The sequence below is a fragment of the Anabaena sp. UHCC 0187 genome (assembly GCF_009712035.1).
In the GTDB taxonomy this organism is placed as follows: Bacteria; Cyanobacteriota; Cyanobacteriia; order Cyanobacteriales; family Nostocaceae; genus Dolichospermum.
This window is the reverse complement of the sequence record NZ_VILB01000014.1, coordinates 81,545-96,693: the sequence shown is the minus strand read 5'-3', so window position 1 is coordinate 96,693 and position 15,149 is coordinate 81,545. Positions and strand designations below refer to the sequence as shown.

The following is a 15,149-nucleotide window of genomic DNA, read 5'->3' as shown; positions in this document are numbered from 1 at the left end:
CAAACAAAGTATTTAATTAAATCCTGTAAATCTTCAAATCCTGTAAATCCTGATTCAGACAAAAAAGAATTAAAGGATGAACAGGATAAATACAAACAAAGTATTTAATTAAATCCTGTAAATCCTGATTCAGACAAATTACACAGAACTTAACTGTTTTTCCTCTGTTTTTGCTTCTGGACTGTCAGATTCAGAAGGTGGTACTAATTGCCAGAACTTGGGTAAATATTCTGCCCAATTGGCGATAATTTCCTGGGCTTTAGGTGAACCAGTGCGATCGCCATGAGTTTTAATGAGATCATACAATTGTTGTCTGCCCACATCACTCATAACCCGCTGCACCTTGACAATGGCATGATTAACTAAATCAGGGAAATTACCCGTTTCATCCAGGAAGTAAGCCAATCCGCCGGTCATACCTGCACCAACGTTGCGGCCAACCTTACCAAGAACCACAATCACACCACCAGTCATATACTCGCAGCAGTGATCACCAGCCCCTTCAATCACGGCTGTACCTTTAGAGTTACGCACCGCAAACCGTTCTCCAGCTAAACCATTGGCAAATAACGCCCCACCAGTCGCCCCATAAAGGCAGGTATTCCCCACAATTACGTTTTCGGCTGGGTTATAAGTGGCATTTGCTGGGGGCTTAATAATAATTTCCCCACCGTTCATCCCCTTACCTACATAGTCATTAGCTTCCCCTACAAGGTTGAGAATCACACCATCCAGGTTAAATGCGCCGAAGCTTTGCCCCACACTACCGTGGAAGTTGAGGTTAATTGCCCCTGTAAAGCCGTTGTCACCGTATTTATGAGCGATCGCCCCAGTTAACCTCGCCCCGACCGTTCTATCGGTATTGACGACGGTAACGGTTTTACTAACTTCACCTTGATCCTGAATCGCGGCTTGAATATCTGCATCAGCCAGCAAATTATCATCTAAAACTGGTCCATTGCTATGAACTTTTTCATGCACCAACCAACTGCGATTAACTTTTGTATCTGGTAGCTTAGTTAAACAATCCAAATTCAAAGATTGGGTTTTATTCAGTTTGACTTCAGAACGCACCGTTAACAAATCAGCGCGACCAATTACTTCTGATAAAGAACGATATCCCAATTTAGCCAACAGACTCCGCACCTCTTCCGCAATGAAGTAGAAGAAATTCACAACGTGTTCAGGAATGCCGGTAAACCGTTTCCGCATTTCTTCCTTCTGAGAAGCGATACCCACAGGACAATTATTAGTGTGGCAAATCCGCGCCATAATGCAGCCTTCCGCAATCATGGCTATGGAACCGAACCCAAACTCCTCAGCCCCCATTAACGCCCCAATTAGGACATCCCAGCCGCTTTTCAGACCACCATCTACACGCAAGATGACGCGATCGCGCAAACTGTTTTCCATCAATACCCGATGTACTTCTGTTAAACCCAATTCCCAGGGACTACCCGCGTGTTTAATAGAAGAAAGCGGTGATGCACCAGTACCACCATCATGACCCGAAATTTGGATAATATCCGCGTTAGCCTTAGCTACACCTGCCGCAATTGTCCCAATCCCGATTTCTGCCACTAATTTCACCGAAACTTGGGCTGTGGGGTTAATTTGGTGCAAGTCAAAAATCAACTGGGCTAAGTCTTCAATGGAATAAATATCATGGTGCGGTGGTGGGGAAATCAAGGTGACACCGGGCTTAGAACGCCGTAACATCGCAATGTATGGGCTTACCTTGGGTCCGGGTAGTTGTCCACCTTCTCCTGGTTTTGCACCTTGGGCAATTTTGATTTCTAGTTGTTGGGCTGTAGCTAAGTATTGGGGAGTAACGCCAAACCGTCCTGATGCAATTTGTCTAATGGCACTTGCAGCGGTATCACCATTTCTCAAACCATTGAGATGGGGGAGAGTAGGAGATTTACCGTTAGCATCTACATCTCTCAAAACATTGTAACGAACCGGATCTTCCCCACCTTCACCAGAATTAGATTTACCACCAATGCGATTCATTGCGATCGCTAAAGTTTCATGTGCTTCTCGTGACAATGCCCCTAAAGACATCCCACCCGTACAGAAACGTTTAACAATATCATTAACTGATTCTACCTCTGACAGAGGAATTGATGAGCGCTCGCTGTGGAAGTCTAGCAAATCACGCAACGCCGTTACTGGACGATTGTGCAGATGTTGTTTATAAACCTCATAATGGTCATACTGCTTACCATTGACAGCCTTATGCAGCGACTTCGCTAATTCTGGGCTATTCATGTGGTATTCACCACCGGGACGGTATTGGACAAAACCTAAGTTTTCCAACTTCTTCGCCGTCAATTCTGGGAAAGCCTTACAGTGGAAAGATAACACCTCTTGTGCCAACTCACTCACACTTAAACCACCAATGCGGGAAGTTGTCCCCCGGAAACCCAAAGCCAACAAATCACCACCAATCCCAATAGCTTCAAATATTTGCGCTGCTTGATAACTGGAAAGTAGGGAAATTCCCATCTTAGAAAGGATTTTCAGCAAACCCGATTCTATAGCTTTGCGATAATTTTCAATGGACTGGTTTAAAGTCAAAGTGGCAATTTTGCCCCTAGTCATAAACTGCTGAGTTTTGGGTTCATGCCACCAAGCAGTTACAGTATCTAAAGCCATGTAAGCACAAACTGCACCCGCACCGTAACCCAACAAACAAGCAAAATGATGGGTACTCCAACATTGGGCGGTATCCACAATTAAAGATGTTTTCATCCGTAACCCTTCGCGGATTAAGTGATGATGAACCGCACCAATGGCTAATAAAGGGGGAATATAAGTATATTCAGCAGCCAAGCCTGTACCTGTGCGGTCACTTAATATGAGAATCTTCGCACCAGCCCGCACCGATTCCGCAGCTTGTTTTTGCAAAGATTCCACAGCCGTTTTTAAACCATTTGGGCCTGTGGCTATGGGGAATAAAGTTGACAATTCAGCCGTTGCAAATCCTGACAACTTAATAGTTTCTAACTCTGTTTGAGTCAGAACAGGAGACTCCAACTTGAGTCTGCGGGCGTATTCTGCTTTGGGTTCTAATAAATTCCCCTTTTCACCCAATTCCACCGTCAGAGACATCACCAACTTTTCCCGTAAAGGGTCAATTGCTGGATTAGTAACTTGGGCAAACCGCTGTTTAAAATAGTCGTACAGCAAATGGGATTTTTCTGACAATACCGCTAAAGGAATATCATCTCCCATACAGAAAGTCGCTTCTGCACCAGTGCTGGCCATGGGGTGAATCACCATTTCCACATCTTCTATGGTGTAGCCAAAGGCAATTTGCTTTTGTAATAAGACTTGGGGATCAATTTTGTCAGTGGTCAGTTGTCCGTTGTTCGTTGACAAATGCCCATTACCATTGCCATTGCCATTAACTACTGACTCGCCCTTAACTAATTTACTCAATTCTTGGCGATGTTGTTTTAACCATTCCCCATAGGGATGTTGTTTAGCAATGCGCTGTTTAATCTCCCAGTTCTTGAGGATTTCTTGGGTGTTTAAATCCACCGCAATCATTTGTCCTGGACCGAGTCTACCTTTTTCGAGAATATTCTCTTCTGGGAAATCTACAACTCCAGCTTCGGATGAAACAACGATATAATCATCTTTGGTAATGACATAACGCGCAGGTCTTAAACCATTACGATCTAATGTCGCCCCAACTTTTTTACCATCACTAAATACTAACAGTGCCGGTCCATCCCATGATTCTTGCAAACCGCTGTAATATTCATAAAAGTCAACAATTTCTGGATATTCAGCCAAGGAAGGTTGGTTTTTGTACGCTTCGGGAACCATCATCATTAACCCTTCTAAGGGGCTGCGTCCCGAACGCACCAATAACTCCAGTACGTTATCTAAAGTAGCAGAATCACTATTATTGACGTTTACCACTGGCTTGAGTTCATCAAACCTATCTTCCCAAATCGGATGACTCAGAGTAGCTTCCCGTGCCATCATCCAATTAATATTCCCCAACAGCGTATTAATTTCCCCATTGTGACCTAATAGCCGCATGGGTTGGGCTAAAGGCCATTTGGGCATGGTATTGGTACTAAAGCGGCGATGATATACTGCAAATGCACATTTAAAAGCCGGATTTTTTAAATCTTGGTAAAAGTCTCCTAAGACAGCGGAACGCACCATGCCTTTATAAACAATTGTCCGGCTAGACAAGGAACAGACATAGAAATCTTCGGAAATTTTTCTACCCGCTTGCATAATGCGGCGACGGGCAATATACAATTCTCTTTCTAGTTCATCGCCGCTTTTGTCAGCACAAGAAATTACAACCTGTTCTATTTGGGGTTGGTTTTCTTTTGCTTGTAGCCCTAATACTTGTGGACTTACTGGAACTACTCGCCAGCCCAGTACAGTTAATTTTTCCTCTGCTGCTATTTGCTCAAATGCAGCTTTAGCAGCTTTGGCGGCTGTTTCGTCTTGAGGAAAAAATATCATCCCCACAGCCATATTACTCAGATTAGAAAAATCAATCCCATTACTGTTATCTTGTGCCAATAATTCCCAAGGAATCGCTGTTAATATCCCCGCACCATCACCGGAATCTTGGTCAGCACTACAACCCCCTCTATGTTCTAAGCAAGTTAAAGCAGTTAAAGCTTTATCCAAAATTTCATGACTGGCAATATTTTGCCGATGGGTAATAAACCCGACTCCACAAGCATCTCTTTCTTCTACTAACCACTTTTGCCCTGGATATGTATCTGGAAAATTAGTATCTGACACTGTAATTTGCTGACCCTGATTTGATGGTTGATGATTCATACTCTATTCCTGAAATGTTGAGGTACAGATGTTGTTATTACTGCTAGAGGGAAATTTTCTCAGTTTTGGCACTGGATAAAAATACATAATTACCAAAGTTTAGGGATAACAATTATAGCTTGACATTTAGCCAAAGCTGTGCTACCAATGCCTATCTATTTTTTATTTGTTTACTGCCCTGTAAAAACAAACTACCCTAATCCAGAAGAACCTGTAAATCTAACGGTTTTTGAAGTTTGCAGTTTTTTTGCTGATGGCTTACACCATACTGGGCTATCAGAATTCTACTGTACATTGTGAAGCTGTTTTAATGATTGCCTGTTTGCAGATCAAAAACTTGAGGTATGACCTATTTTTGGCTTATCTGCAATCTGATCTCAACTATGGCTAAACGCCACGCTATCACACTTTACTGTCCTAACAGCCGCAATTTTTCTACGTGCAGCCACAAAATTAGCCTATTTTTACTATATGCCCATGTGACAATTCCTAAAATATACTGTTTTTGCCTATATTTTGGCTGTTTATTCATGAGCCACCACAGGAATTTTAGATTTAAACCCCTAATCCAAAATCCAAAACTTTAGAGATTGGGTGGAATGCGCGAATTTCAGCTTCAATACTTAGACTATGATTATAGTCTATTAGTATTTTGTATTATTTAAAACAATTAAGGCTAGTATTTTTAGCATGATAATTGTTTACTACTCTGAATAAGAGACAAAAACCCAATATAGATATTATCACGATTATTTCTAAAAAAGGTAATTATTTTTTAAATTTTCTGATAAATTTTCGTTAGGCTGGGTTTTGCATAATCACGTTCAAAAATACCGAGTCAATGATCTTGAAAATAATGAATTCTGTGTTATCGCTACTGTCAACAGGACTGTGTTTGACTGCTACTTATCGGGCAATAGCTCAAGATGTTCCTAGTTTACCAACTCCCGTTTCCACTTCCATTAGTGCTGGTAATCAAATTATTCTCAATGGTCGGACTTTACCGGGAGCATGGTTACAGCCAAGAGCAACCACCGCTCAAGGACAAACTTATCTTAGTGATGGCGCAATTAAGCAATTAATGGGGATAGATTTACTCAATAGTAGTAATCCTAGTAAACAACCAATACAGTGGTTTTCTGGCTTGACAAATCCCCTCATTCTCAACACCAATCTCAGCGGAGGATATCGCTATTTAGATATTACTCAATTAGCTCAAAGAGGTAAATGGCAAATCCAAGCTAAGGGTAATACCTTGGTAATTTCTACTCCCCCTTCCCAACTCAAAAATATCCGTCTGGGTAAACAACCCACAGGAGATAGAGTTGTTCTCGATTTAGATATGGCCACACCTTGGCAGGTTCGACAAGAGTTACCAGTCAAAAAAGTAGTAGATCCTGATGAGATTATCCCCAAATCTACCACACCACCCAACCGAGAATGGACAGTCACCTTAGATGGTATTGCTGATCCAGCTTTACTGCAACGCTATAATTCTCAACCTACTACACCACCAGTCCCCGCATCAATAATTCAAAAAGTGGAAGTAGTTAACAATCAAACAATTATCCGGTTGAGTGTTCCCTTTGGTCAGTCTGTACAAGTTAGCACTATTCCCCAACCAAATCGCTTAGTTATTGATATTCAACCTGAAGCTTTGCTAGAAAGGAGTATTGCCTGGGCGCAGGGATTACAATGGCGACAGCAGTTGGTAACTTTAGGAACAGATCGCTTTCCCGTGGTTTGGTTAGATATTAACCCCCGTGCTGTGGGATTAACACTTAAACCCATAGTCACGAACCCGCAAACACTCACTGGTACTGCGCCTTTAATCCAAACTGCTCAAAATTACTTAGCAGTAGCCGCAATTAATGGTGGTTATTTTAACCGCAATAATAGATTACCTTTAGGCGCAATTCGGCGAGATAATCAGTGGATATCCGGTCCAATTCTCAACCGAGGAGCGATCGCTTGGAATAATAACGGACAATTTTATTTTGGTCGGCTCACCCTGACAGAAACCCTAATTACCAACAATAATCAGCATTTACCCATTCTCTTTCTCAATACTGGCTACGTCCAACGCGGTATCGCTCGTTATACTCCAGCATGGGGAAATACTTATACACCCCTAGCTGATAATGAAACTATAGTGGTTGTCGAAAATAATCAAGTAACCAATCAGTTAGCCGGTGGTAAAAGTGGTATAACTGCTATTCCTATTCCCCAAAATGGTTATCTCCTCACCTTCCGTAGTCAAACCCCACAATTACCCATTGGCACAAAAGTTTCCCTTACCAGCACCACTACCACACCTGAATTTAGTCGCTACCCCCATATTATTGGTGCAGGTCCCCTGTTAGTCCAAAATCGGCAAATAGTCTTGGACGGACTAGCAGAAAAATTCCAGCCCACTTTTATGAAAGGTCAAGCAGTTCGCAGTAGTATTTGTACCACCTCCACAGGTAATCTAATGATTGCTGCTGTACATAATCGGGCTGGGGGTGGGGGCCCAACCTTGGCGGAACAAGCACAATTAATGCAAGCAATGGGTTGTGTCAATGCTCTAAATTTAGATGGTGGTAGTTCTACCAGTCTTTATTTAGGCGGTCAGTTACTTGACCGTTCTCCCAATACTGCGGCTCGTGTTCACAACGGTATTGGAATTTTTCTAGAATCCAAGTCTGTCAAACCTTAAAGTCGGAGTTCGGAGAAAGCACTCTCGTTAAATCAGATTTTGTCATTTGTCAATTTTGAAGTTGAGAACAAGTCTTCATTTTTTTGATGAAGACTTTGTGTAGACACATCAGTTTAAGCAAGAAATTTTACCAGTCAATGGTGAGTTTTGCTATCTTGATCAAGGTGGCTAAATTTCGCCCCTTTTCCATCAACTGTTCAAACTAAAAAACGGGTTTGTTATGTCTCCATCTGAGGTAACTATGGCTAAAGTATCAGAAACTGCCCCAAATAATACTCTGACTCTACAACCAACAATTAATTCTAAAAGTGTTATTGCTGGTGAATTACGTCCTTGGGGTTCTTTCACAGTCTTGGAAGAAGGGCGCGGATATAAAATTAAGCGAATTGAAGTCAAGCCTGGACATCGCCTTAGTTTACAAATGCACCACCACCGCAGTGAACACTGGATTGTTGTTTCCGGTACAGCTAAAGTAGTTTGTGGTGAGCAAGAAATTTTATTAAGTAATAATCAATCAACCTATGTCCCCCAATGTACAACCCATCGCTTAGAAAATCCCGGTGTGATTCCCTTGGTTTTGATTGAAGTCCAAAATGGCGAATATCTCGGAGAAGATGATATTATTCGCTATCAAGATGACTATGCCCGTTCGGAAAAATAGGCAGGGGAGTAGGGGGCAGGGAGCAGGGAGCAGGGGAGAAATTCTATTCTTTCTGACAACTGACAACCGACCACTGACAACTGACAACTGACCACTGACAACCGACCACTGACCACTGACTAATAAAAAAATTCCATGATTCATTTGAGTCCAGCAGCCATTAATGAGATCGGGCGCTTAAAATCTAAACAACCATCAAATATCTTATTTCGCTTGCGGGTAAAATCTGGGGGCTGTGCTGATTGGTTTTACGATCTGGCTTTTGATGCCACAGTAACATCTCAAGATCAGGTTTTAGACTTGCATGATATTCGTGTAGTTATAGACCCAGAAACCCTAAATTACATCAATGGGTTGTCAGTAGATTATTCAGAAGATTTGACCGGTGGCGGTTTTCGCTTTCATAACCCCCAAGCAACATCCACCTGTAGCTGTGGCAATTCTTTCTCTATTGGTTAGTTGTCAGTGGTCAGTGGTCAGTGGTCAGTGGTCAGTGGTCAGTAGTTAAGAATTACCTGTTCCCTGTTCCCCGTTCCCTGTTCCCTCTTAAATAATGATTGACAGAAAATCAGAAAAAAAGATATAATCAGGATTTGTTAAAACTTAGATCATAAAGCAGCTTCACGCGCTGTAACTCATGCCAACAATACAGCAGCTAATACGTAGTGAGCGCGAACTAGCGCGCCAGAAAACCAAGTCCCCTGCTCTGAAGCAATGCCCTCAACGCCGAGGCGTTTGCACCAGAGTATACACAACTACACCTAAAAAGCCTAACTCAGCACTCCGTAAGGTAGCCAGAGTCAGACTTACCTCCGGATTTGAAGTCACAGCTTACATCCCAGGTATTGGTCATAACTTACAAGAACACTCCGTAGTTATGATTCGTGGTGGTCGGGTCAAAGACTTGCCCGGTGTGAGATACCACATTATCCGTGGGACATTAGATACAGCCGGAGTTAAAGACCGGAAACAAGGCCGTTCCAAATATGGGACTAAGCGCCAGAAAGCAGGTAAAAAATAGGTAAGCGACGATTAATCGCCTCAACTACGGTTAATCGTCCTGCCTGAAACTGCATAAAGCAAAAAACCAGCAGTAACAAATTTTTTTAAGAAATTAAACTGTAGCTGGCATAAAAACACATAAGTTGCATGAGTTTCTGAGGATAATCCTGTAAACGATAACAGCACTTTAATCTAAATTTTAAAGTTAATTATGTTGTCGTCTTCTAAGTCTGTTAGCAGATAATAAGTGAATTAATTCAGTCTCCTTGCAACTCATATCAGTAAAGTGGCGCAAGCCATAGAGAAAAACTCAGGAAAATTAAGCGGCTAATTTTAACCGCTTTTATGATCCTGTGTTCTGATAGCATATAATTTCGTTGCCAAATTCCGTATTCAAGGATGAAGTATGTCTCGTCGTGGTGTTAGTCAAAGGCGCTTAGTTCCGCCTGACTCAGTGTATAATAGTCGCCTGATCAGCATGATCATGCGCCGGATAATGCGTCATGGCAAGAAATCACTTGCTGCAAGAATAGTTTATGACGCTTTGAAAACTATTGAAGAACGCACTGGTGGAAGTCCATTAGAAACTTTTGAAAAAGCAGTGCGTAATGCCACACCATTGGTAGAAGTTAAGGCTCGCCGCGTTGGTGGAGCAACTTACCAAGTACCAATGGAAGTGCGTACAGATCGCGGTACTACCCTAGCATTGCGGTGGTTAGTCCAGTATTCTCGCCAACGTCCAGGTAGAACCATGGCCGGAAGACTAGCTAACGAATTAATGGATGCTGCCAATGAAACTGGTAGTGCTATTCGTAAGCGCGAAGAAACGCACCGGATGGCGGAAGCAAATAAAGCATTTGCACACTATCGTTACTAAGTAGAAAAACGATATATCGTCTTCTCATGTGCGGTATATCGTAGAATTTATAGCTAATGCTCAAAGATTGGCAACTGCCTAGCTAGGCTAACAAAAAAATACGGTTTTCCGTAAAAGTATAGAATCTTAACAAAGAGTAATATACAAGATATCATGAGGCGAAAACGATAGGAGGTAACTGTGGCACGCACGAACCCGCTAGAGAAAGTACGCAATATCGGTATTGCGGCGCATATAGATGCGGGCAAAACAACGACAACAGAGAGAATATTATTTTACTCTGGGATCATTCATAAAATTGGCGAAGTTCACGAAGGAACTGCCGTTACAGACTGGATGGAACAAGAACGGGAGCGGGGGATTACTATCACCGCTGCTGCGATTAGTACCAGTTGGAATGATCATCAAATTAACATTATTGATACTCCCGGTCACGTGGACTTCACAATTGAAGTTGAACGTTCCATGCGAGTATTAGATGGTGTAATCGCTGTATTTTGTTCCGTAGGTGGTGTTCAACCCCAATCAGAAACAGTATGGCGACAAGCAGACCGCTATAAAGTCCCTCGCATTGCCTTTATTAATAAGATGGATCGCACCGGTGCGAACTTCTATAGAGTGCATGATCAGATGGTTGATCGCTTGCGAGCTAATGCCATTGCTATTCAACTACCTATCGGTAGTGAAACTGAATTTAAAGGGATTATAGACTTGGTGAAAATGTGTGCATATATGTACACAAACGACCAAGGAACTGATATCCAAACCACAGAAATTCCTGCCGAACTAGCTGAAAAAGCTGCTGAATACCGCACCAAGTTGGTAGAAGCAGTATCAGAAACCAGTGATGTGCTGATGAATAAGTACTTCGAGGGCGAAGAACTGACAGAAGCAGAAATCTGTGCTGCGCTCCGGAAAGGAACAATTGCTGGGACAATCGTACCAGTGCTTTGTGGTTCAGCCTTTAAGAACAAAGGCGTGCAATTGATGTTGGATGCGGTGATAGATTACCTACCATCACCACTGGAAGTTCCACCAATTCAAGGCACACTACTTAACGGTGATCCCGTAGAACGTCATGCTGATGATAATGAACCATTATCAGCCTTGGCATTTAAGATTATGGCTGATCCTTACGGTCGCCTGACCTTCGTTCGTGTTTATTCTGGTGTGCTGAAGAAAGGTAGTTACGTTCTTAACGTCAGCAAGAATAAAAAAGAACGGATTTCTCGGTTAGTGCTGATGAAAGCAGATGACCGACAAGACGTAGATGAACTACGGGCTGGTGATTTAGGTGCTGCTTTAGGATTAAAAGACACCTTGACAGGTGATACCCTTTGTGATGAAGGTTCACCAGTTATTTTGGAATCCCTATTTATTCCTGAACCTGTGATCTCGGTAGCGGTTGAACCCAAAACCAAGAACGACATGGACAAGCTTTCCAAAGCTCTGCAATCTTTGAGTGAAGAAGACCCCACCTTCCGTGTGCGTGTTGATCCAGAAACCAACCAAACCGTAATTGCGGGTATGGGAGAATTACACCTAGAAATTCTCGTAGATCGGATGTTACGGGAATTTAAAGTGGAAGCAAACGTTGGTGCGCCTCAAGTGGCTTACCGCGAAACCATCCGCAAATCCGTCGAAAAAATTGATGGTAAATTTATCCGCCAAAGTGGTGGTAAGGGTCAGTACGGTCACGTAGTGATCAACCTAGAGCCAGGCGAACCAGGCACAGGTTTTGTCTTTGTTTCCAAAATTGTCGGTGGGATTGTACCGAAAGAGTACGTCGGACCTGCGGAACAGGGAATGAAAGAATGTTGTGAATCCGGTATTTTAGCTGGATATCCGCTCATTGATGTCAAAGCCACCTTGGTACATGGTTCTTACCACGACGTAGACTCTTCAGAAATGGCTTTCAAAATTGCCGGTTCTATGGCGATGAAAGAAGCGGCATCAAAAGCCTCTCCTGTCATCTTAGAGCCTATGATGAAAGTTGAAGTTGAAGTCCCCGAAGATTATATCGGGAACGTGATTGGTGATTTAATCTCCCGCAGAGGACAGATTGAAAGCCAAAGCACTGATAATGGGTTGGCGAAGGTAGTATCGAAAGTTCCACTGGCAACCATGTTTGGTTATGCTACTGATATCCGGTCGAAAACCCAGGGTCGAGGTATCTTTACAATGGAGTTTAGTACCTACGAAGAGGTGCCTCGCAGCGTGGCTGAGGGAATCATCTCAAAAAGTAAAGGGAACGCTTAATTAAAAAAGGAAAAGATTATTCATGGCACGCGCAAAGTTTGAAAGAACGAAACCTCACGTTAATATCGGTACTGTTGGCCACGTTGACCACGGCAAAACTACTTTAACAGCAGCTATTACCATGACCTTGGCCGCTAATGGTCAAGCAGTAGGTAAGGGTTACGACCAAATTGATAATGCCCCTGAAGAAAAGGCACGGGGTATTACAATTAACACCGCTCACGTTGAGTATGAAACCACTGCTCGTCACTATGCTCACGTAGATTGTCCTGGACACGCTGACTATGTGAAAAACATGATCACTGGTGCGGCGCAAATGGATGGAGGTATCCTCGTAGTTGCAGCTACAGATGGTCCTATGCCCCAAACCCGTGAACACATCCTCTTGGCAAAACAAGTAGGTGTTCCTAGTCTGGTCGTGTTCTTGAACAAACAAGACATGATGGATGACGATGAGTTGATGGAATTGGTGGAAATGGAACTGCGGGAACTCCTCACCGATTATGATTTCGATGGTGATAATATTCCCATTATCAAAGGTTCCGGTCTGAAGGCTCTTGAAGCTATGACCGCTAATCCCAAAACTCAGCGTGGTGAAAATGAGTGGGTAGACAAAATCTATGAGTTGATGGATGCTGTAGATGCTTCTATTCCTACTCCTGAGAGAGATGTAGACAAACCATTCTTGATGGCTGTGGAAGATGTGTTCACCATTACAGGTCGTGGTACAGTTGCTACTGGACGAATCGAACGCGGTATCGTTAAGGTTGGCGATACAGTTGAGCTAATTGGCATCAGAGATACCAAGACTACCGCAGTCACTGGGATTGAAATGTTCAAAAAGAGCCTTGATCAAGGTATGGCTGGAGATAACGCTGGTGTACTACTACGTGGTCTCAAAAAAGAAGACATTGAGCGGGGTATGGTAATTGCCAAACCTGGTACAATTAAACCTCACACTCAGTTTGAAGGTGAAGTTTACGTTTTAACTGAGAAAGAAGGTGGTCGGAAAACACCATTTTTCGCAGGTTATCGCCCTCAGTTCTATGTGCGGACAACTGATGTAACTGGAACAATCAAAGCCTTTACCGATAGGGAAGGTACAGATGTGGAAATGGTTATGCCTGGCGATAACATCAAGGTAACAGTAGAATTGATCAATGAGATCGCTATTGAACAAGGTATGCGCTTCGCTATTCGTGAAGGTGGCCGGACTATTGGTGCTGGCGTTGTCGCTAAAATCTTGAAATAACACTCACCTTTTTGCTCTTATTCAAAAGGAGTAGAGATGAATTATATAATCTCTGCTCCTTTCTATTCCCATAAACAATTTTAAATTTCAGATTTGCGATGAAATTTAACATCTAAAAATCTAAAATCTAAAGTCTAAAATTTACCGAACCTGGAAAACTAAAAATGGCAACTCTACAGCAGCAGAAGATTAGAATTCGTTTAAAGGCATTTGACCGCCGTTTATTAGATACATCTTGCGAGAAGATTGTTGAAACAGCTAACCGTACCAACGCTACAGCTATCGGACCAATTCCTTTACCCACAAAACGCAAGATATATTGCGTACTGCGATCGCCTCACGTAGATAAAGACTCCCGCGAACACTTTGAAACCCGCACCCATCGCCGGATTATTGATATTTACCAGCCTTCTTCTAAAACTATTGATGCACTCATGAAGCTAGATTTGCCTTCTGGTGTAGATATTGAAGTCAAATTGTAAATTTGTCATTGGTCAGTGGTCAGTGGTCAGTGGTGAAGGAAAAACAACTGACAACGAACAACTGACAACTGACATTTAGGAAGCTCTGAGAAAATTTATCTCAGGGCTTTTTATTAGCCATAAAACATCATGATAAAATATAAATAAAGTACGGAAAAATATAATATTTTAAGACTAGAATTTATACTTAACTAACAATACTAACAATGACATCTTCTTCTAAAATTGCAGTGCGTGAACTACCTCTATTCCCATTACCAGAAGTGGTTCTATTTCCTACTAGACCATTACCCCTACATATCTTTGAATTTCGCTACAGAATCATGATGAATACGATTTTGGAGAGCGATCGCCGATTTGGGGTATTGATGATTGATCCCACAAAAGGGACAATAGCTAACGTGGGTTGTTGCGCGGAAATTCTTCATTATCAACGCCTACCTGATGACAGAATCAAGCTATTAGCTTTAGGACAGCAAAGGTTTCGGGTTTTAGAATATGTCCGTGAAAAGCCCTATCGTGTCGGTTTGGTAGAATGGATTGAAGACCAACCACCAGCTACAGACTTACGTCCTTTAGCTACTGAGGTAGAACAACTATTGCGGGATGTTGTGCGTCTCTCAGCCAAATTAACAGAACAAGAGATTGAACTACCAGAAGATTTACCAGATTTACCCACAGAATTATCTTATTGGATAGCTAGTAATCTCTATGGTGTCGCTCCCGAACAACAAGCATTATTAGAAATACAGGATACACTGGCTCGTTTAGAACGAGAAGCGGAAATTCTTACTTCTACTCGTAATCATTTAGCAGCGCGTTCTGTTCTCAAAGATACTTTTAGTGAAATGGAATAACTCAACTAGCTTGAATCAGATCATAGGTAGGATAGATATAACAGAACTCCACAAAAAAGATGAACTGCTTGCAGCAGCGCTAGTTCCCTCCGGGACGCTCCGCGAACGCTATCTCATCTTGTGGGATGGGCATCCTGCCCGTCCTTGTATTATTAGCAGGCAAGATGCCTGCACCAGAAGAAATTTTGGGATATTTTTTCATTTGGAAGTCTCTAACAGTTTATTTATCCTCAATTT

The 15,149-nt window shown here is 42.4% G+C and carries 11 protein-coding genes; 9 read left to right on the top strand and 2 right to left on the bottom strand.

The window, feature by feature from the left end; all coding sequences use genetic code 11:
• Positions 1-138: 138 nt before the first annotated feature.
• Positions 139-4,824 carry a glutamate synthase-related protein gene (locus FJR11_RS16885; protein ID WP_168505732.1) on the bottom strand — a complete coding sequence of 1,562 codons (4,686 nt, stop codon included), beginning with the start codon at positions 4,822-4,824 and terminating at the stop codon, positions 139-141.
• Between the two features lie 409 nt (positions 4,825-5,233).
• Positions 5,234-5,356 carry a hypothetical protein gene (locus FJR11_RS23780; protein ID WP_256366779.1) on the bottom strand — a complete coding sequence of 41 codons (123 nt, stop codon included), beginning with the start codon at positions 5,354-5,356 and terminating at the stop codon, positions 5,234-5,236.
• A 324-nt stretch (positions 5,357-5,680) separates the two neighbouring features.
• On the opposite strand from FJR11_RS23780, the gene FJR11_RS16880 reads away from it, so the two are divergent.
• From FJR11_RS16880 to FJR11_RS16840, 9 genes are all read left to right on the top strand, one after another.
• Positions 5,681-7,522 carry a phosphodiester glycosidase family protein gene (locus FJR11_RS16880; RefSeq protein ID WP_371417564.1) on the top strand — a complete coding sequence of 614 codons (1,842 nt, stop codon included), beginning with the start codon at positions 5,681-5,683 and terminating at the stop codon, positions 7,520-7,522.
• Between the two features lie 241 nt (positions 7,523-7,763).
• Positions 7,764-8,183 carry a cupin domain-containing protein gene (locus tag FJR11_RS16875; protein ID WP_168505728.1) on the top strand — a complete coding sequence of 140 codons (420 nt, stop codon included), beginning with the start codon at positions 7,764-7,766 and terminating at the stop codon, positions 8,181-8,183.
• Between the two features lie 135 nt (positions 8,184-8,318).
• Positions 8,319-8,642 (top strand): iron-sulfur cluster assembly accessory protein, encoded by a 324-nt coding sequence (locus FJR11_RS16870; protein ID WP_168505726.1) that lies wholly within the window; start codon positions 8,319-8,321, stop codon positions 8,640-8,642.
• 178 nt (positions 8,643-8,820) lie between these two features.
• Positions 8,821-9,204 carry a 30S ribosomal protein S12 gene (rpsL, locus tag FJR11_RS16865; RefSeq protein WP_104386905.1) on the top strand — a complete coding sequence of 128 codons (384 nt, stop codon included), beginning with the start codon at positions 8,821-8,823 and terminating at the stop codon, positions 9,202-9,204.
• Between the two features lie 387 nt (positions 9,205-9,591).
• Positions 9,592-10,062, top strand: a complete 471-nt coding sequence (rpsG, locus tag FJR11_RS16860; RefSeq protein WP_168505724.1) for a 30S ribosomal protein S7 — start codon at positions 9,592-9,594, stop codon at positions 10,060-10,062.
• A 180-nt stretch (positions 10,063-10,242) separates the two neighbouring features.
• A complete protein-coding gene (gene fusA, locus FJR11_RS16855; protein WP_168505722.1) occupies positions 10,243-12,321 on the top strand; it encodes an elongation factor G in 2,079 nt (692 codons plus the stop codon).
• Between the two features lie 22 nt (positions 12,322-12,343).
• Positions 12,344-13,573, top strand: a complete 1,230-nt coding sequence (gene tuf / locus FJR11_RS16850; RefSeq protein WP_168505720.1) for an elongation factor Tu — start codon at positions 12,344-12,346, stop codon at positions 13,571-13,573.
• Between the two features lie 164 nt (positions 13,574-13,737).
• A complete protein-coding gene (gene rpsJ, locus FJR11_RS16845; protein WP_015078100.1) occupies positions 13,738-14,055 on the top strand; it encodes a 30S ribosomal protein S10 in 318 nt (105 codons plus the stop codon).
• A gap of 206 nt (positions 14,056-14,261) precedes the next feature.
• Positions 14,262-14,912, top strand: coding sequence for an LON peptidase substrate-binding domain-containing protein (locus FJR11_RS16840; protein WP_168505718.1), 651 nt, complete (start codon positions 14,262-14,264; stop codon positions 14,910-14,912).
• Positions 14,913-15,149: the final 237 nt, after the last annotated feature.